General features: G+C 69.1%; 16 protein-coding genes and 1 pseudogene. 8 read left to right on the top strand and 9 right to left on the bottom strand.

Translation table 11 applies throughout. The features are described 5' to 3' along the window. The first annotated feature begins 99 nt into the window (after window positions 1-99). Complete coding sequence (locus AC1UKG_RS18030; protein ID WP_018741845.1) at window positions 100-588, top strand: methylated-DNA--[protein]-cysteine S-methyltransferase; 489 nt, start codon at window positions 100-102, stop codon at window positions 586-588. Here AC1UKG_RS18030 and AC1UKG_RS18025 read toward each other — a convergent pair. The 3 genes and pseudogenes from AC1UKG_RS18025 to AC1UKG_RS18015 all read right to left on the bottom strand — a co-directional run bounded on the left by AC1UKG_RS18025 (window position 585) and on the right by AC1UKG_RS18015 (window position 2849). After that, window positions 585-818, bottom strand: a complete 234-nt coding sequence (locus AC1UKG_RS18025; RefSeq protein WP_018815720.1) for a DUF397 domain-containing protein — start codon at window positions 816-818, stop codon at window positions 585-587. The genes AC1UKG_RS18030 and AC1UKG_RS18025 overlap by 4 nt on opposite strands. A 2-nt stretch (window positions 819-820) precedes the next feature. Next, window positions 821-1024: pseudogene (locus AC1UKG_RS18020) on the bottom strand (XRE family transcriptional regulator); the annotation flags it as partial. A gap of 115 nt (window positions 1025-1139) precedes the next feature. Further along, complete coding sequence (locus AC1UKG_RS18015) at window positions 1140-2849, bottom strand: RCC1 domain-containing protein (protein ID WP_482642822.1); 1710 nt, start codon at window positions 2847-2849, stop codon at window positions 1140-1142. Between the two features lie 492 nt (window positions 2850-3341). On the opposite strand from AC1UKG_RS18015, the gene AC1UKG_RS18010 reads away from it, so the two are divergent. Continuing rightward, window positions 3342-3959, top strand: coding sequence for a hypothetical protein (locus AC1UKG_RS18010; RefSeq protein WP_018745597.1), 618 nt, complete (start codon window positions 3342-3344; stop codon window positions 3957-3959). A 124-nt stretch (window positions 3960-4083) separates the two neighbouring features. Continuing rightward, the gene (locus AC1UKG_RS18005; protein WP_018814590.1) at window positions 4084-4569 is read left to right on the top strand and encodes a GNAT family N-acetyltransferase; all 486 of its coding nucleotides are present in this window, start codon (window positions 4084-4086) and stop codon (window positions 4567-4569) included. Between the two features lie 96 nt (window positions 4570-4665). Here AC1UKG_RS18005 and AC1UKG_RS18000 read toward each other — a convergent pair whose 3' ends face one another. Together AC1UKG_RS18000 and AC1UKG_RS17995 are read right to left on the bottom strand one after the other, a co-directional pair. Next, a complete protein-coding gene (locus AC1UKG_RS18000; RefSeq protein ID WP_018733626.1) occupies window positions 4666-5745 on the bottom strand; it encodes an inositol-3-phosphate synthase in 1080 nt (359 codons plus the stop codon). A 23-nt stretch (window positions 5746-5768) separates the two neighbouring features. After that, entirely contained in the window at window positions 5769-6404 is a 636-nt protein-coding gene (locus AC1UKG_RS17995; protein WP_018745595.1) for a PadR family transcriptional regulator, read from the bottom strand. Window positions 6405-6576: 172 nt separating this feature from the next. On the opposite strand from AC1UKG_RS17995, the gene AC1UKG_RS17990 reads away from it, so the two are divergent. Continuing rightward, window positions 6577-7032, top strand: coding sequence for a DUF5318 domain-containing protein (locus AC1UKG_RS17990; RefSeq protein ID WP_026271517.1), 456 nt, complete (start codon window positions 6577-6579; stop codon window positions 7030-7032). A gap of 252 nt (window positions 7033-7284) precedes the next feature. On the opposite strand, the gene AC1UKG_RS17985 is transcribed toward AC1UKG_RS17990, so the two are convergent. Next, window positions 7285-7977 (bottom strand): hypothetical protein, encoded by a 693-nt coding sequence (locus tag AC1UKG_RS17985; protein ID WP_475891274.1) that lies wholly within the window; start codon window positions 7975-7977, stop codon window positions 7285-7287. Here AC1UKG_RS17985 and AC1UKG_RS17980 point away from each other — a divergent pair. Both AC1UKG_RS17980 and AC1UKG_RS17975 read left to right on the top strand, forming a co-directional pair. Beyond that, window positions 7949-10150, top strand: coding sequence for a transglycosylase domain-containing protein (locus AC1UKG_RS17980; RefSeq protein ID WP_475891268.1), 2202 nt, complete (start codon window positions 7949-7951; stop codon window positions 10148-10150). The genes AC1UKG_RS17985 and AC1UKG_RS17980 overlap by 29 nt on opposite strands. Window positions 10151-10307: 157 nt before the next feature. Further along, a complete protein-coding gene (locus tag AC1UKG_RS17975; protein ID WP_482642823.1) occupies window positions 10308-11789 on the top strand; it encodes a glycosyltransferase family 87 protein in 1482 nt (493 codons plus the stop codon). Between the two features lie 179 nt (window positions 11790-11968). Here AC1UKG_RS17975 and AC1UKG_RS17970 read toward each other — a convergent pair whose 3' ends face one another. From AC1UKG_RS17970 to AC1UKG_RS17960, 3 genes are all read right to left on the bottom strand, one after another. Further along, the gene (locus AC1UKG_RS17970) at window positions 11969-13177 is read right to left on the bottom strand and encodes an MFS transporter (RefSeq protein WP_475891271.1); all 1209 of its coding nucleotides are present in this window, start codon (window positions 13175-13177) and stop codon (window positions 11969-11971) included. A 345-nt stretch (window positions 13178-13522) separates the two neighbouring features. Further along, window positions 13523-15598: a hypothetical protein gene (locus AC1UKG_RS17965; protein ID WP_482642824.1), complete on the bottom strand. Its 2076-nt coding sequence runs from the start codon at window positions 15596-15598 to the stop codon at window positions 13523-13525. Further along, entirely contained in the window at window positions 15595-16386 is a 792-nt protein-coding gene (locus tag AC1UKG_RS17960; protein ID WP_018745588.1) for a deoxyribonuclease IV, read from the bottom strand. Before AC1UKG_RS17960 ends, AC1UKG_RS17965 begins: the two co-directional genes overlap by 4 nt. Before the next feature lie 532 nt (window positions 16387-16918). Between AC1UKG_RS17960 and rpsF the strand changes: the two genes are divergently transcribed. Both rpsF and AC1UKG_RS17950 read left to right on the top strand, forming a co-directional pair. Further along, window positions 16919-17209: a 30S ribosomal protein S6 gene (gene rpsF / locus AC1UKG_RS17955; RefSeq protein WP_012015748.1), complete on the top strand. Its 291-nt coding sequence runs from the start codon at window positions 16919-16921 to the stop codon at window positions 17207-17209. A 91-nt stretch (window positions 17210-17300) separates the two neighbouring features. After that, window positions 17301-17828: a single-stranded DNA-binding protein gene (locus AC1UKG_RS17950; RefSeq protein WP_018733076.1), complete on the top strand. Its 528-nt coding sequence runs from the start codon at window positions 17301-17303 to the stop codon at window positions 17826-17828. Window positions 17829-17862: the final 34 nt, after the last annotated feature.

Genomic DNA, 17862 nt, shown 5'->3' with positions numbered 1-17862 from the left:
CCCCCCCCCCCCCCCCCCCCCCCCCCCCCCCCCCCCCCCCCCCCCCCCCCCCCCCCCCCCCCCCCCCCGTTTGTCGTACCGGCGAAGGAGAATAGGCGGATGCGCTGGACCGTGCTCGACTCGCCGATCGGCGAGTTCTCCCTGGCCACCGACGGTGAGACCGTGTGCGGAGCGCACTTCGCGCGGGTCACCGAGGCTGCCGACGAACCAGCCGACGACCTCTCGGCCCGCGCCGTCGCCGAGCTGCGGGCCTACTTCGCCGGTGAGCTGACCGCCTTCACCGTGCCGGTGCGAATCCCCCGGGGTTCGGAGTTCGAGCGGGCGGTGTGGCGGGAGATGACCGCCATTCCCTACGGGGAGACGCTCACCTACGGGGAGGTGGCCCGGCGGCTCGGCGACGTCTCGGCGGCGCGGGCGGTCGGCGTGGCATGCAACCGGAACCCGGTGCCGGTGATCGTGCCCTGCCACCGGATCGTCGGCTCCGGCGGCAAACTGGTCGGCTTCGGTGGCGGGCTCGACCGGAAGGTGAAGCTGTTGGAGTTGGAGGCCGGTGTGGCCCTTCGGCGAAGCTGGTCGGCGGCGGGCTAGCCGGTCAGGGTGCCGGACCGTAGGCCGGTGAGGAAGTCGGTCCAGCTGGTGGCGGAGAAGCCGAGGACCGGGCCGGAGCGGTCCTTGCTGTCGCGTACGGCGACCCGCCTGCTCCCATCGAGCACCGGCCCCGCCTCGACACAGTTGCCGCCACCGTTGCCGCTGCGGGTGCTGACGTGCCAGGCGACCCTGCTCGGCTCGATCGAGTGGACCCAGGTCTTCGCCGCCATGCTCACTCCAGGCGTGCTTCCAGATCAAAGAGGAACCGCTGCACGGCCCCATTGTGTAGGGCCGCGCTGCGCAGTCGATCGTAGCGCTGAAAGAGTGAGTGTGCCTTGTCTCCCTCGACCACGATGCTGCCGGCGGCAGTGGCGATGCAGCCGGCTGGCGGGTAGGGCCGGCGCATACGGAAGGCGTCGAAGGAACCGTGTGGAGCGCGGCTTCTTGGCAGCGCTCGGCGTGAACGCCGAAGTAGGTCATCCGGGCGATCTGCGTGACCGACTCACCCAGGAGGAGAGGTAGCGCTGAGGCGCCGGCCAACGACGGCTCGCTCAGTGCGGGTGGTGTGTTCGGCGCCGGCGGGCGAGGTGGATGAGGGCGGTGCCGATGAGGAGGAGCAGGGCGGCGACGCCGACGGTGGTGGGCAGACTTGGGCCGGTGATGGGGAGGCCGCCGGCGTCGCCAGGGTCGCCGGGCTCGCCGGGGCTGGGGCTGGTGGGTGTGTCGATGGTGATGGTGGTGGCCTCCGACTGGCCGCTGGGGCAGGTGTTGGTGCTGGTGAAGTGGGCGGTGAGGGTGTGGGTGCCGGCCGGGAGCCTGGTCGTGTGGGCGGCGGTGTTGGTGCCGTCCAGGGGCACGGTGTGGAGGTCACTGCTGCCGTTTCGGAAGGTGATGGTTCCGGTGGGGGCGTCGGTGGTGCAGGTGACGGTGGCGGTGAGAGTGACGTCCTGATCCGGTTCCGGGTTCCGCGGTGCGACCTCCAGCGTGGTGGTGGAGCTTGGTGGTTCGATGAGGGCCATGCCGTGGTCGTTGCCGGCGATGATGGTGACGATGGCGGTGTCGATCGGCAGGTTGACGTTCACTGGGGTGTTGCGGTGATTGGTGGTGCCGTCGCCCAGTTGGCCGTAGTAGTTGTAGCCCCAGGCGAGGGCGGTGCCGGTGGAGGTCATCGCCAGGCTGTGGCCACCACCAGCGGCGATGGTGGTGAGCGTGGTGCCGGTCGGCAGGTTGACGGTCACTGGGGTGTTGCGGTTGGTGGTGGTGCCGTCGCCCAGTTGGCCGTAGTAGTTGTAGCCCCAGGCGAGGGCGGTGCCGGTGGAGGTCATCGCCAGGCTGTGGATGGCGCTGGCGGTGATGGCGGTGACCGTGGTGCTCGCGGGGAGAATGACGGCCACCGGAACGTTGCGGTCGGTGTTGGTGCCATCGCCCAGCTCGCCGTAGTTGTTACTGCCCCAGGCGAGGGCGGTGCCGGTGGAGGTTGCCGCCAGGCTGTGGACGCCGCCGGCGGCGATGGAGGTGATGGTGGTGCCGGTCGGTAGGTCCACCTCCACCGGGGTGTTCCTGTTGTCGGTGGTGCCGTCGCCCAGTTGGCCCGAGTAGTTACCGCCCCAGGCGAGGGTGGTGCCGGCCGTGGTTATCGCCAGGCTGTGGACGGCGCCGGCGGCGATGGAGGTGATGGTGGTGCCGGTCGGTAGGTCCACCTCCACCGGGGTGTTGCGGTTGGTGTTGGTGCCGTCGCCCAACTGGCCGAAAAAGTTGTAGCCCCAGGCGAGGACGGCGCCATCGGAGGTCAACGCCAGGCTGTGGTTGTAGCCGGCGGCGATGGCGGTGACCGTGGTGTTCGTGGGGAGGTTGACCACGACCGGGGTGTTGCGGTTGGTGTTGGTGCCGTCGCCCAGCTCGCCGGAGAGGTTCTCGCCCCAGGCAAGGACGGCACCAACGGAGGTCAACGCCAGGCTGTGGCCGTTGCCGGCGGCGATGGCGGTGACCGTGGTGTTGGCCGGTAACTCCGCTTCCACGGGGACGGAGCTGTCGGTGGTGGTGCCGTTGCCGAGCTCGCCCCGGCCATTTCCTCCCCAGGCGAGGACGGTCTCCGACATCGCGCTGGACGCGGCGGGCTGCTGCTGCGCGAGGGCAGGCCACCCGCTGGTCACCTGTGTCACAGTCACCGCCAGCGCGAGGAAGAACCAGCCGGCCACGGTGCGTCCCGCCCGGCGCGCGTCGGTGTCCCGGACTACCCACCGGCGAATTTCCGGCATCATTCCTACCTCCGAGCGGACAGTGCTGCGCAAAACCGAACGAAAGTATCATCGGTGACCGATCTCCTGGACCGGCTGAGAAACGCCCGGCGATGCTCGAATCGACCAAACGTCCGCGTCCGGACACCGACCGCCGAAGGGTGCGCCGGGAAGGCCACCAATGAGGTCGATGCCCCCTGATCTCGGGGGTCGTCTGTCCGGTATATGCCTGATCGGTGCGTGACCGGGGTCATGGTGGGGGCGGAATCGTGGCGAGCGCTGGGGCGTTACACCATGCGTACGACCGAGGAAGTGCCCCGCCGTAAGCGGGGACGGCCGCCGGGAATGGTGGTGGCCGGCCGGTCGTTACACCTGGACCCGGCGCCGTGCGTGTCCCGACGAGACCGCGGTCGCCGACCTATCCCTTGGTTCTTTGAGCGCCGGACGGTGCTTGCACCCCGCTCCCGACCCCCTTCGGGTGCGTGTGGGTGTCGACCCCCGAATGGAGCAACACTCATGAACACGATCATGCTTCGTAGTGCACTTGGTATTGCTGGTCTGGCCTTCGGTGCCGGTGTGGTCGCTGGCCCGCAGACCTTCGACACCATCACCGCTTCCACCCCCACCCCCACCCCGAGCACGTCGGCGGCCGCGACCACCCCGGCGGCTGCGGTGCCGGCGGAGAAGCCGGACATGGACACGCTGATCCCGCACGGCACGCAGGGTGAGCAGTCGCGGATCGACCTGGGTGGCGAGCAGACCGGCAACGTGAAGGCGATTATCGAGGCTACGAAGAAGGCCGGGATGGATGAGCGGGCCGCGGTGGTGGCGATTGCTACCAGCTTGCAGGAGTCGAAGCTGGAGAACCTGGGTCACCTGGGTGCGCGTAACGACCACGACTCGCAGGGCCTGTTCCAGCAGCGCCCGTCGTCCGGTTGGGGCAGTGTGGAGCAGATTACCGACCCCGAGTACTCCACCACCGCCTTCCTCAACGGGCTCAAGCAGGTCGAGGGTTGGCAGGAACTTCCGTTGACCGAGGCCGCGCAGAAGGTCCAGGTGTCGGCGTTCCCGTTCCACTACGCCCAGTGGGAGACCCAGGCCGCCGACCTGGTGGCCGAGCACTGGACCAGCTGACCCAAATCCCATAGACCTAACCCACAAGGGGACAGAAACTGTTGGCCGGCACCCGGTTCGGGTGCCGGCCAACGGGTGTCTTTGGGGCGTTCTGCCGGTTTCAGGAGGAGGTGACCAACACCCGATGACGATTCGTGAGTTCCAGGAAGCGGACTGGCCGCAGGTCTGGCCGATACTCCGGGAAGTCGTACGGGCTCAGGAGACGTTCACGTACGACCCGAACCTCTCCCTGGACGAGGCGCGTGAGGTGTGGATCGACCCGTCACCGGGGTTGACCGTCGTCGCGGTCACGCATGGGCGGGTCCTGGGCAGCGCCAAGATGGGCACGAATCGGGCGGGACCCGGGTCGCATGTCTGCACGGCCAGCTTCATCGTGGCCGCCGGTGCCCGCGGGCAGGGGGTCGGCACCGCGTTGTGCCGCTTCGCGCTGGACTGGGCTCAACAGCGCGGGTACGCCGGCATGCAGTTCAACGCCGTTGCCGCGTCGAACCGGACCGCGGTGTCGGTGTACGAGCGGCTCGGCTTCCGTATCGTCGGTACGGTGCCGGGCGCGTTCGCTCACCCGACCTTCGGTCGGGTCGGTCTGCACGTGATGTACCAGGAGCTCTGATCTGGGCGAAGCTCGCTGATGGGCGCCGATTGGGCTGTTGATAGCGGCGAGGGGGTGGGCCCAGCCGGCCCCACCCCCTCGCGGTGCGTCAGAACGTCAGCGCTCGATCTCGCCGGCGATGAACTCCTCGACGGCGGCGTGCGCGTCGGAGTCGGCGTACTGCACCGGCGGGGACTTCATGAAGTACGACGACGCCGACAGGATCGGGCCGCCGATCTTCCGGTCCAGGGCGATCTTCGCGGCCCGGACCGCGTCGATGATGACGCCGGCGGAGTTCGGCGAGTCCCACACCTCGAGCTTCAGCTCCGCGTTGAGCGGGGTGTCACCGAAGGAGCGGCCCTCCAGGCGGATGTAGGCCCACTTGCGGTCGTCCAGCCACGGCACGTGGTCCGAGGGGCCGATGTGCACGTCGCTCTTGGCCATCTCGTGCGGCACCTGGGAGGTCACCGACTGGGTCTTCGAGATCTTCTTGGAGACCAGGCGGTTGCGCTCCAACATGTTCATGAAGTCCATGTTGCCGCCGAAGTTGAGCTGGTACGTGCGCAGCAGCTCGACGCCACGGTCCTCGAACAGCTTCGCCAGCGCGCGGTGCACGATGGTGGCACCGACCTGGCTCTTGATGTCGTCGCCGACGATCGGCAGGCCCGCGTCCTCGAACTTCTTCGCCCAGACCGGGTCGGAGGCGATGAAGACCGGGAGGGCGTTGACGAAGGCGCAGCCGGCGTCGATCGCGGCCTGCGCGTAGAACTTGTCGGCCTCCTCGGAGCCCACCGGCAGGTAGGCCACGACCACATCGACCTTGGCCGCGCGCAGCGCCTCGGCCACGTCCACCGGCTTGGCGTCGGACTCCTCGATGATCTCGCGGTAGTACTGGCCGAGACCGTCGAACGTCGGGCCACGCTGCACGGTCACCCCGGTCGGGGGTACGTCGCACAGCTTGATGGTGTTGTTCTCGCTGGCGACGATCGCCTCAGCGAGGTCCATGCCCACCTTCTTGGCGTCCACATCGAACGCCGCGACGAACTCCACGTCCGAGACGTGGTAGTCGCCGAAGGTGACGTGCATGAGACCCGGGACGCGGTCGTTCGGGTCGGCGTTCCGGTAGTACTCCACGCCCTGCACGAGGGACGAGGCGCAGTTACCGACACCGACGATGGCGACGCGGACGGAGCCCATAGCGTCTGCCTCCTTCTCCTTCATCACGGCCGCTCTTCCCTGGACTCGCCAGGCGCAGGCGGGCTGTTGTCTTCTGGTCGACCGCCGGCGGCCCCGGTGGTCGGGGCTGTCGGGGCACGGCCGGAGCGCTCGTTGGCGATGAGCTCCTCCAGCCAGCGGACCTCACGCTCACAGGCCTCCAGGCCGTGGCGCTGCAGTTCCATGGTGTACGCGTCGAGCCGCTCGGCGGCGCGACCAAGCACGTCGCGGAGCCCTTCGCGGCGCTCCTCGATCTTGCGACGGCGACCCTCCAGGATGCGAAGTCGGGTTGCCTGGTCGGTGCGGGCGAAGAACGCGAAGTGCACACCGAAACCGGTGTCGTCATACGTCTCGGGCCCGGCTTGGGCGATGAGTTGGGCGAACCGTTCCTTGCCCTCCGCGGTGATCTCGTAGACCACGCGGCCTCGTCGGCTGGTCAGCGCGGGAACATCCGAGGCGGTGGGTGTCTCGTTGGCCTCGGTGATCCACCCGGCCGCCTGTAGGCGGCGCAGGGTTGGGTAGAGGGTTCCGTAGCTGATCGCCGCCCGGATGGCGCCGAGCTTCGCGGTGAGCTCCTTGCGGAGCTCATAACCGTGCATCGGTGCCTCCTGCAGGAGACCGAGGATGGCGAATTCGAGCACTGCCCTCCTCCTTACCCTGCTCATCCGAGCACTAACCACGACGATGTATCGGGCCGATACATCGACACGCTAGCGGATCGCCGCAGGTGGGGCAAACCCCGCACCGCCGTGTCTCGATTACAGGTAGTTACCCCGGTCGCCGGGTGGGGTGGCACCGCGTACCCTCGTGCTCATGCGTACGCAGCGTCAGGTGGTCGACTACTCGCTCCGGAAGCGGGCGGCGTTGCGGGACCTCCTGGCCAACCGGGTCGGCCCGGACGACCTCTGCGATGCCTCGCCCTACCTGAAGAACGCGGCCCGGTTCCACGGCGAGCCGACCGACGAGCGGTGCCCGATCTGTCGGAGTGAGAACCTGACGCGCGTGCACTACATTTACGGCGATGAACTCCGACAGTCCGCCGGTCAGGCTCGGAGGCTGGTGGAGCTGCCCGCGCTGGCGATGACGCTGCGTGAGTTTCAGGTCTTCGTGGTAGAAGTGTGCCTTGGGTGCGACTGGAACCATCTCATCGAGCAGTATCTGCTCGGGCGGGACGGGCTGGCGGAGAACGGGCCGGAGCAGGTCGCAGCGGGCGGGGTGCCCCCAACGGATGCCCCGGACGGGCAACGGAGGCGAGAGGCGCAACGGTGACGTCAGGACGATCGGTCGCTTCGGCCCCGCGGGCCATCCCCCAGACCGATCGATGGCCTGATAGTCCGATTAGCCCGCTTGATTGGCAAATAGGCACCTTTGTCTCTGACGTGACCGCGTCGGAGCACCTGGTGCCGCAACTCACGGCAACCCGGTGGTGGCGCGGCAGCGCCCCACCGCGACCGGCAGGGTGTGAAGAATGAACTCGTACGGCGACCCCAGCTCCTCGCGCGGGCGGGCCCAGATACCGGGTCAGCACGGCGTCCCCGGGCGGGCCGACGACGCGTACCGCGCCCCCGATGGTGCGGCGCGCGGCCAGTCGGCCGCACCGGAGGGAACAGCGGGCCGCGCCTCGGTGACACCCCGGGGCGGTGCGTCCAGCGGCCGGGCCTCGGTTGGTGGCTCGGCATCCGTCCCCGCCCAGGGCACCGCCGGATCGGCCTCGGTCGGTCGGGCCGGCCGCGCTTCGGTGCCGGCCTCCGGTAGCCCGGGTCGCGCTTCGGTGCCAGGATCCGGTGGGCCGGGTCGCGCTTCGGTGCCGGCGCCCGCTGGTCCCGGTCGCGCCTCCGTGCCGGTATCCCCGGCGCCGGGCGGCTCCGCCGGGCGCGCAAGCGTCGGCGCCGCGAGCGGCTCGGCATCGGTTGGTTCAGCCTCCGTTGGTTCGGCCTCGGTTGGTTCGGCCTCGGTTGGTTCGGCCTCGGTTGGTTCGGCGCCCGTTGGGTCGGCGTCCGTAGGGTCGGCGTCCGCGGGGCGGGCCCGAGCCGGCGCCGCAGCGGCCGGGGGCCGGGCCTCGGTGGCGCGGGCCGGCGTCGCGCCGGCCGGCGGTGGTCCCGGTGGCCCGGGTGGGTCGGGCCGATCCCGCAATGGTGGCCGTGACCCGAACGCCGCGCGGGCGAAGAAGCGGAAGCGGGCGAACATGTTGATCGCCTCGTTCGCGGTCTTCATCATGCTCGCCGGGTTGGGCGTCGTCGGCTTCACCTACTTCTCCACCAACGTCGTCCTGCCCGATCAGATCCCACTTCCGCAGTCGACGACGGTCTACACGAGTGACGGCGAGGGCCTGGTCGCGAAGCTCGGTAACGAGAACCGCACGTTGGTCACCATCAGCCAGATGCCGCAGCACGTCCGGGACGCGGTCGCCGCGGCCGAGGACCGGAACTTCTACCGGCACTCGGGCGTCGACTACAAGGGCATCGCCCGGGCCGCCTGGAACAACTTCACCGGCGGTAGCCGGCAGGGCGCATCCACGATCACGCAGCAGTACGCGCGTAACGCCTACGAGAGCCTTGAGGACGACACCTACGCCCGAAAGGTGCGGGAGGCGATCTTCGCCTCCAAGCTGAACGACGAGTTCAGCAAGGACAAGATCATGGAGAACTATCTCAACGTGATCTACTTCGGCCGTGGCGCCTACGGGGTCGAGGCCGCGGCGCAGACCTTCTTTCACAAGCCCGCCAGCGAGTTGACCGTCAGTGAGGGTGCGGTGCTGGCAGGGCTCATCAAGCAGCCGGAGAAGACCGCCACCCACAACGGGTACGACCCGGCGACCAGCCCGGAGGACGCGAAGTCGCGCTGGGACTACGTCCTCGACGGGATGGTGGCCGAGGGCTGGCTCGACGCGGCGGAGCGGCCGACCGAATATCCGGAGGTGAAGCCGCTGGCCGAGGGGGGCAACGGCTTCGGTGTGGCGACCCCCCGCGGCAACGTCATCAACTACGTGCGGGCGGAGATGGAGCAGTGGGGGCTCTGCACCAACACGGGGGCCGAGGGTAGGCCGTCCTGCTTTGACGAGCTGCGCACGGGTGGCTACCGGATCACCACGACGATCGACCACAAGATGCAGACCGCGATGGAGAATGCGGCCCGGAGGGAGGCGAAGGGCTCGCCCCTCAACGGCGAGCCGGATAACCTGCAGGCCGCCGGAGTCGCCGTGGACCCCAAGACCGGCCGGGTGCTCGCCTACTACGGCGGGGAGAGCGGCGCCGATACCGACTATGCCGGCAAGAACACCGACGAGAACGGCACGCTCTATGGCGGTCATCCGCCCGCCTCGTCCTTCAAGGTCTACACCCTGGCGGCGGCCATCGAGGCCGGCATCTCCGTCAACTCGCGGTGGGACGCTACGCCCTTCACGCCGGAGGGTTACGACAACCGCATCTATAACGCGGGCCGAGACGTCAGTAAGACTTGCGGCAAGTCCTGCACGCTGGACGAGTCGACGGTCAAGTCATACAACGTTCCGTTCTTCCACGTGGCGGAGCAGATCGGCGAGGACAAGGTGGTCGGCATGGCCCGGCAGGCGGGCATCACCACCATGTGGAACGAGAGTAAGGAGACGGTCCACAACCTGTTGGCGGAGAAGCCGGAGGACCTGGCGCCGGAGTATTTCGACCGGGTGGTGGGCTATGGCCAGTACCCGATCACCGTTCTCGACCACGCCAACGGTCTCGCGACGCTGGCGAACGACGGCGTCTTTCACCAGGCACACTTCGTGCTCAAGGTCGAGCAGAAGGACGAGACGACCGGCGAGTGGAAGGTCGTCCGCGGGACCGGCGAGAAGCTAGACGGGCAGCAACGGATCCGCAAGGAGGTCACCGATGAGGTGACCGCGGTCCTGAAGCAGATCCCGAAGGAAAACGGGGACGCCCTCTCCGGGGGGCGGGAGGCGGCCGGGAAGACCGGCACCTGGGAGTTGGACGGGACCGAACATAACTCGAACGCCTGGATGGTCGGCTACGACGACAACCTGGCGACCGCGATCTGGATCGGCAGCAACAAGTCCGACAGCCGTGCGATCAAGTACGAGAGCGGCAGAGACATCGGCGGCAGTACCATGCCGGCTGATGTGTGGAAAAAGTTCATGAACGAGGCGCTGAAAGGCGCGCCCAAGTCTGACCTGCCGAGCATCACCGGTGTCGGGGACGACAAGGCCGGCAACGGCGAGCTGCCGAAGCCACCGGAGCCGGACTGTGGCCCGTTCGGCCTGTTCTGCAGTGACAACGACAATGACGACAACGACAACAACGGCGGTGACAACAACAACGGCGGCGGCAACGGTGGGGATATCGGGTTCCCGCCACCGCCGAACGGAGGCACCGACCGACCCGGGCGGGACTAGCCGGGCCGGCGAACGCCGTACCGCGCCGCCGCGCCTTCCACCTCGCTAGGTGGGGCGCGGCGGCGCGGTGTCGGCGACGTCCAGACCGGCCGTGCGGTACGGGCCAACTGTCTCAACGCCATCCAGGTGCACGACGGCAACGCGGATCTAGTGCAGGATGCACGTCATGAAGACGCAGACGACGGGTGGTATGGACAACGCCGCCACGCCGGATCACCCGTCCCGCTCCGACGGCTTCGTTCGTGGTGTCTCCGGCCTGATCGGCGGCCCGTTGGGCGACCACGCCACCGCGCTGGACCGGCCGGTCGGCGGGGAGCGTCGGTTCTGGACCGCCGTCCGGATCGTCCTGGCCCTGGTCTGCCTGACGATGGCCCTGCACTGGGTGCAGAAGTCGCCCTGCCAGGACGGCGCCTGGACGAACAACGTCCAGTACACCCGTTTCTGCTACACCGACGTGCTCGCCCTCTACTACGCCGAAGGGCTCAACGAGGGCAAGGTCCCCTACCGGGACCACCCGGTGGAGTATCCGGTACTCACCGGCTACTTCATGGGTGCCCTCGGCCTGCCGGTGCACGCGCTCGGCAGCGCGGACCCCGGGCTGAACCAGGCCCAGTGGTTCTACAACCTGAACGCGCTGGTGCTCGGGGCGCTGGCGGTGGCCACCGTCGCGGTGATCCTGGCGCTACGGCGTCGACGACCCTGGGACGCGGCACTCTTCGCGCTCGCCCCCGCGTTGCTGCTCACCGCCACCGTCAACTGGGATTTTCTCGCCATCGGACTGGCCGCCTTCGGCCTGTTCGCCTGGGCGCGCCGCAAGCCCGCGCTGGCCGGCCTCCTACTCGGCCTGGGCGGGGCCGCGAAACTCTGGCCGCTCTTCCTCTTCTGGCCGATCCTGCTGCTGGCCGTTCGAAGTAGCCGGCTGCGGGCCGCACTCACCGCGATCGGTACGGGTGCGGTGGCGCTGGTCCTGGTGAATATCGGCACCGCGCTGCGCTACCCCACCAACTGGGGACGGTTCCTGGAGCTCAACACGGAGCGGCCGATCGACTGGGGCACCCTCTGGTATATCGGTCGATACCTCGACGGCAAGATCGGCGAGCCCGGCGCCGGCCCGTTCGAGTGGCTGAGCAACAACATTCCGGTGCTGAACAACCTGGCGTACGCGCTGTTCTTCCTGGCCTGCATCGGCATCGCCGTGCTGGCCCTGCGGGCCCCGCGCCGCCCGCGCCTCGCCCAGCTCGCCTTCCTCGTGGTCGCCGCCTTCCTGATCTTCAGCAAGGTCTGGTCGCAGCAGTTCGTGCTCTGGCTGCTGCCTCTCGCCGTACTCGCCCGCCCCAGGTGGGGTGCCTTCCTGGCCTGGCAGCTCGCCGAGGTCGGCTACTTCCTGGCCTTCTACGGCGAGCTGCTGGGCACCTCCACCGGCACGCCGGTCTTTCCCGAGGGCGTCTTCGTGCTGGCCGCCGCGTTCCGGCTGACCACCGTCGTCGTGCTCTGCGTGCTGGTCATCCAGGAGATCCTCCGGCCGGAGCAGGACGCGGTACGGGCCAGCTACCCCGACGACCCGGACGGCGGGGTCATCGACGGCGCACCGGACGCCCCCTGGGTGGCCAGACAGCGCGCGAAAGCGGCAGTGATGTGACCGGTCACAGGTCTCCTTATGGGCAGAACCAGCCGCGCGGGTAGCAGCGCGGCGAACTGGTCCCACAGGGGTCGCTCAGCCGTCGAGGGGCAGCGGGCACAGCCGTTCCGATGGCCACTGGGGGTAGGAACCTCCATGATCACCGAGTCCTGTGCCCGCCCCGCCCCGCACCCACCGACCTATTGCGTGGCCTCACACGGGGTTCGCTGGGATGGCTGTTCGGCGACGCGCTGATGGCGGGCGAGCAGCCGACCGGGGCCTGCTGCGGTCGCCAGCAGCGCCACCACAGCTAGCAGGTAGAGCTGCCAGCTGGGCACCCGGTCGGCGAGCACCCCGGCCAACGCTGTGCCCGCGGTGACACCAGCGCCGCCCGCAGCGCTCACCCAAGTCGAGGCCAGCGTCGGGGATGATCGAGGGGCCAGCGCATCCGCCAGGGCGTAAGCCATGATCAAGCTGGGAGAGATGAGCACTCCGGTCATCACGAGCCCGAGCGCCAGCACCTCGACGGATCCGGCCACGGTCAACGCGGCGACCAGGCAGGCCAGCAGCAGCGTGAGCCGCGGCAGGAGGAGGCCGAACGGAGTTGCCCAGGTCCGGCGGCCGAACAGCAGCCCGCCAGCGGCGCTGCCGGCTGATAGCCCGGCCACCAGCCAGCCCGCGGCTGCGGGGTTGCCACCGTGCGCGGCGGTCACCGGAATGGCGATGTGGATGAGCCCGAGGGCGCAGAAGATACCGGCCAGGGTGATCAGCATCGGGGCGAAGCCAGGCGTTCGCAGCACCCCCCCACGTGCATCGGCCGCGTCGGCTGCACCGCCAGTCACGGGCACTGTGGCGGGGCGGGTCGCCGGGCCGAAGCCGAACACCGTCGCGCCGCCGATCATCAAGGAAAGCCCGAATACCACCGCCACCTGTGGAGTGGCGACGGCGATCGCCAACCCGGTCAGTAACGGGCCCGCGGTGAACAGCAGTTCCTCGACGACGGCGTCGAGACTGAATGCGCGTATCCGAAGCGGGCCCTCCGGCGTGAGGTCGGCCCAGGCGGTGCGCATTGTCGGCCCCAGCGGCGGCGGGCAGGCACCGGTCAACGCCCCCAGCACCAGCAACACCGGCAGTGGTGCCCCGGCGTGAGCGGCCACCAGGAGCAGGGCCGTGCTCAGCGCGTATCCGACGGCCATGACGGGAAGGATCCGGCGTCCGAGCCGGTCGACGAGCCTGCCCCGCGAAGGGCCGAAGAGCACGACGGTGAGGTTGAGGGCTGCGGCGGTGATTCCCGCGGCGCCGAGCGATCCGCTTGCGTCGGCTATGGAGAAGAACATCCCCAGCGGGAGGATGCCGTAGGCGAGGCGGGCGGTGGTGGCGGGCAGGAACAGCCGCAGTGCATGGGGCAAGGACAGGATGGCACGGTAAGACGTGCCCGCGCGTTCGGCGGACATGAAAAAAGACTCCCGGTGAGCAACGACGACTAGTGACGGTGTGCGGGGCATACCGTCACTAGGGCGGTGCGGAAGTCATGGCACGAGCATACTGAATTCCAGTCGCAGTTTGACAAGCCTGTGCGCTCGCTGAACTGGCATGACCCCACCCGCCCCTCCGCAACCACCCACGGAGCGTGACCCGCCGACGGGCCAGCCTGCGTTACACGAACCGCAAGGACTGGCAGAAGATCACGGGAGATCTACACCGCTCCCACCGTCGTGGCTGCACCGGCCCGTTTTTCGAGGCGTTAGCCGCCGTCACAGGCGGTAGACGACCACGTCGCCGATCTCCTCCCGGGTGATGCCGAGCAGGTCAACCGGCGCGTCGATGCTGAACTCCCAGGGCGTGCCGACCACCTGATCCCGGGGGATCAGTACGTTGCGAACGCCTAGGGTGCGCAGGTAGTCGACGCTGGCCTGGTCGGGGAACGTGACCGTTACCCGACGCACCTCCTCGAGCAGGGCCGGGGTGAAGCCGCTCCCACCGTTGACGATGTCCTGGAAGTGGGTGGTTGACCAGAGCATGACCGACTGGTCATGGCCCTGGTCGCTTGGCAGCACGAGCAGCGGGCCGTCCACCGTGCGCATCGCCGCGGGCTGCACCGGAACGACCGGGTGCGGCGTGCGGTTCAGCCCCTCGACGGTCACCAGCAGCAGTGGCAGCAGCGTGGCCAACCGCAGCCACGGGCTCGGCCAGGAAGGGATCCGGGCGGCGGAGATCTTCCGGACCCGCCCGGCGAAGGCGCTCACCGCACCGGCCGCGAGCAGCCCGAGCAGCAGCGTCGCCCAGAGCATCAGCCGGCCCGGCGTACGCAGGCCGTTCCAGCCGGGTAGGTGCTCGAAGAGCGGCACGAAGGTGTACTGCCCGTCGAAGAGTGCGGTGCCCATCGCCAGCACCATGCTGACCACGACCCCCGCCAGCAGCAGGAGCCGGTGCCGGACCCGCCACACCGAGAAGAAGAGGCCGCCCAGGGCGAGCGCGTAGAGCACGTACCCGGGCAGCAACGTCATCTCCGGCTGCCAGGGCAGCGTCGCCCGAGCCCCCTCGTGTAGGTCACCCCAGACCCGCGACTCGGCCGGCGCGGTGAGGAAGCCCCGCGCGGGTGGGGAGAACAAGGAGAGGTCGCCGGCGGTGCGCTCCGCCTGCGGATGTAGCTCGGCGACGGTGAAGTAGGGAAGCGCGAGGAGCACGCCGACCGCGGCGAAGATCAGCCCGCCGACCACGTCGGCGGTGAACAGCCGTCGACCGAAGGGGCGTCGCACCGGGCGGACGACCCAGCGCCGCAGGAACCAGGTCACCGTGGCGACCAGCCCGATCCCGGCGAGGACGTACGCGAACGGCAGCCCGATGCCGAAGCCGAGGCTCAGCTGCCAGGCGGCGACCAGCCACCCGGCGTAGACCCAACCGACCCGTCGCTTCTCCGGTCGGTAGCCGTGCCGCAGCGACCAGCCGTGCCCCCGGGCGAGCATCGCCAGCGCCAGTGGGATACCACCGTTGGAGACGACGTGCAGGTGCCCGGCCTGGGCGAGCAGCCAGGGTGCGTAGGTGTAGGACACTCCGGCGACGGCGGCGCCGATCCGGCCCGAACCTAACTGCCGGGCCAGCACGTACGCCCCGAACGTGGCGAGGGCGTGGGCCAGCACAAACATGATGTTGTATCGAAGCAGGGCCGCTTCGGGGCCGGTGCCGATCATCCCCGCCGGGGCGTACCCCAGCAGGGTGTCGGAGAAGGCGAAGCTCCACCGTTCCGGAAAGAACGCGTTGGAGTGCAGCAGCCGGCCCGGGTCCGTCAACAGCGCGTGCCCGGACCAGGCCATCTGCCACGCCTGCAGGCTCGGATCCCAGTAGTCCTGGGGCAGGGTGTAGCGCGGGTAGCGCAGCGTCGGCCAGGTCATCGCGACGGCCAGGGCCAGCGAACCGAGCGCCGCGAGGGTCCACTCGTGCGCCAGAAACCGGCCGACGGCGCGGGTTGCCCGACCGACACGGGTGGGCACCGGCGTCGGAGCGGGGCCGAAGGAGGCGAACGGGTCCCGCTTCTCCTCCTCGGCCTTCCCGGCCTTCTGCTCCTTCCCGGCCTTCTGCTCCTTCCCGGCCTTCTGGTTCTTCCCGGCCTTCTGGTCCTTCTCGGCGGCGCTGCCGCCAGCAGCGGTCTGCGCCTTGGCGGTCTGGGTAGCGGTCTCCGCGCCGGCGGTCGTGGCGCCATCCTCGGGTGACCTGGCGTCACCCGGGTCGGTGTCGAGCTTGTCCATGTCGGTCGTGGGCTTTCGGTTGCCGGCGGTGCTGGCCGCCTCGGGATTCGGTGGCGGTGTGCCGGCGGAGCGTCCGGTGGTCATGCGGTCGGGGCTGGCACGCCGAGCTGCTCCCGGAGGAAGGTGATGTCGGCCGCTTGGCCGTCCGCCCCGCCGGGGGTCTCGACCACCACCGGCGCGCCCGCCGCGCGGATCACCGCCACCACCTGTTCCGGGTCGATCGTGCCGCCGGTCAGGTTGTCGTGTCGGTCCTGGCCCGAGTTGAAGGCGCCCTTGGAGTTGTTGGCGTGGATCAGGTCGATCCGCCCGGTGATCGCCTTGATCCGGTCAACCAGCCCGAGCAATTCCTCACCGCCCGCGTAGGCGTGGCAGGTGTCCAGGCAGAAGCCCACCTCGTGGTCGCCGATCGTCTCCCAGAGCCGGGCGAGCGCGTCCAGCCGGCGGGCGCAGGCGTTCGTCCCGCCGGCGGTGTTCTCGATCAGCACCGGTACGCCGAAGCCGCCGGCTTCCGCCGCGTATGCGAAGGCCTTGCGCCAGTTGTCGAAGCCGGTGGCGAGGTCGTCGCCGGCGTTGACGTGGCCCCCGTGCACGATCAGGCCGCGGGCTCCGACAGCGGCGGCGGCGCGGGCGTGCGCGAGCAGGAGCTTGCGGCTGGGGATCCGGATCCGGTTGTTCAACGTGGCCAGGTTGATCACGTATGGCGCGTGCACGTAGAGATCCACCTCGGCGCTGCGTAGCCGGTCGGCGTCCGCCCGCGGCTTCGGTGCCTTCCAGCCCTGCGGGTCGGAGAGGAAGAACTGCACGGTGTCGGCGGCTCGTGCGGTCGCCTCCGCCAGTGGGTCGGACGAATCGACGTGGGCTCCGATACGCATGCGGGGAGCCTACGTCGAGTTCACCGAGCGACGGTGACCGCAGTACGGCGACGCGCGTAACCGGAGCGGTCAAAGGTGCGTCACCGCAGCGATCAGCGGTCGTTGAACGGGGTGGGATGGACGGTTCTGTGGGCTTGGATTAGTAGATTGTCTAGGATTTACTGAATTCTCCGACAAGTCCTGCACATCAGGGATATGGTCGGGAAACAACATGAAGAAGCCCCGCGGGGTGTCGCCGGTCCAACCTCATCGGTGTGGTCGTTCCTCCCCAGGTCCCACCCAAGGAATGCGGACGCGACACCCCGCGGTCTCTGGTCACGGGGGCTCCGCCACGACATCGACGTCCTGGCGGGGCCCCCGTGAACCATGTCCGGCGGTTGTTCCACCGCCCCGGGCATGATCCTTCGGACCGGGTATCCTGGTCCGGTTGTCCACGTCCGGTCGGGTCCCCCCGTTCCGGAGTGGGCCACGACGCACGACCTCCTGCCACGGAAGTACCGTGGCCGCCTAGCCCATAGGAGGTGAGCACGTCTTGCGTCATTACGAGATCATGGTGATCCTCGACTCCAGCCTTGAGGAGCGCACCGTCGCCCCGTCGCTCGACACGTACCTGAACGTGATTCGGACCGCGGGTGGCTCGGTCGAGAAGACCGATGTGTGGGGCCGCCGGCGCCTCGCGTACGAGATTGACAAGAAGACCGAGGGTATCTACGCCGTCATCGACCTGCAGGCGACGCCTGCGGCGGTGGCCGAGCTGGACCGTCAGCTGCGGCTCAACGAGTCGGTGCTGCGTACCAAGGTTATTCGGCCGGAAGTGCGCTGAGGCGCACCCCGACCACCCGACCCCGACACCCCCGGATCAGCCTCGTCGGCATTGTCGGACGGCTCTGTCAGCCTGTTCGGCGAGACGATGAGTGCGCGAGGAGATGGTCATGGCAGGAGAAACCATCATCACGGTCATCGGTAATCTGACCGATGACCCCGAGTTGCGATTCACCCCCTCCGGTGCGGCGGTCGCCAAGTTCCGGGTCGCCTCGACGCCCCGGTTCTTCGACAAGTCGTCCAGCGAGTGGAAGGACGGCGAGCCGTTGTTCCTCTCGTGCACCGTGTGGCGGCAGGCCGCCGAGCACGTCGCGGAGTCGCTGCAGCGCGGCACCCGCGTGATCGTGTCCGGTCGGCTGCGGCAGCGGTCGTACGAGACCCGCGAGGGTGAGAAGCGCACGGTTATCGAGCTGGAGGTCGACGAGATCGGCCCGTCGCTGCGCTACGCCACGGCGAAGGTGCAGAAGATGTCCCGCTCGGGCGGTGGTGGTTTTGGCGGCGGTGGTGGCCAGGGCGGCGGAGGCAACTTCGACGACCCGTGGGCCTCGGCCGCTCCCGCTCCTGCTCCCTCGCGTGGCGGGTCCGGCGGTGGCAACTTCGACGAGGAGCCTCCGTTCTGATGGCGCCGAGCGCCCGCAATCGCAAACCAGGAGC

The sequence above is a fragment of the Salinispora sp. CH2A1_6 genome (genome assembly GCF_056820975.1).
The sequence above is the reverse complement of the archived record's forward strand: the minus strand, read 5'-3'. Positions and strand labels throughout refer to the sequence as shown.

Bases quoted from the DNA above. Each gene is read 5' to 3' on its own strand.
- AC1UKG_RS18030 (WP_018741845.1), top strand. From the start codon at position 100: ATGCGCTGGACCGTGCTCGACTCGCCGATCGGCGAGTTCTCCCTGGCC.
- AC1UKG_RS18025 (WP_018815720.1), bottom strand. From the start codon at position 818: ATGGCGGCGAAGACCTGGGTCCACTCGATCGAGCCGAGCAGGGTCGCC.
- AC1UKG_RS18015 (WP_482642822.1), bottom strand. From the start codon at position 2,849: ATGATGCCGGAAATTCGCCGGTGGGTAGTCCGGGACACCGACGCGCGC.
- AC1UKG_RS18010 (WP_018745597.1), top strand. From the start codon at position 3,342: ATGAACACGATCATGCTTCGTAGTGCACTTGGTATTGCTGGTCTGGCC.
- AC1UKG_RS18005 (WP_018814590.1), top strand. From the start codon at position 4,084: ATGACGATTCGTGAGTTCCAGGAAGCGGACTGGCCGCAGGTCTGGCCG.
- AC1UKG_RS18000 (WP_018733626.1), bottom strand. From the start codon at position 5,745: ATGGGCTCCGTCCGCGTCGCCATCGTCGGTGTCGGTAACTGCGCCTCG.
- AC1UKG_RS17990 (WP_026271517.1), top strand. From the start codon at position 6,577: ATGCGTACGCAGCGTCAGGTGGTCGACTACTCGCTCCGGAAGCGGGCG.
- AC1UKG_RS17980 (WP_475891268.1), top strand. From the start codon at position 7,949: ATGTTGATCGCCTCGTTCGCGGTCTTCATCATGCTCGCCGGGTTGGGC.
- AC1UKG_RS17985 (WP_475891274.1), bottom strand. From the start codon at position 7,977: ATGAAGACCGCGAACGAGGCGATCAACATGTTCGCCCGCTTCCGCTTC.
- AC1UKG_RS17975 (WP_482642823.1), top strand. From the start codon at position 10,308: ATGCACGTCATGAAGACGCAGACGACGGGTGGTATGGACAACGCCGCC.
- AC1UKG_RS17965 (WP_482642824.1), bottom strand. From the start codon at position 15,598: ATGACCACCGGACGCTCCGCCGGCACACCGCCACCGAATCCCGAGGCG.
- AC1UKG_RS17960 (WP_018745588.1), bottom strand. From the start codon at position 16,386: ATGCGTATCGGAGCCCACGTCGATTCGTCCGACCCACTGGCGGAGGCG.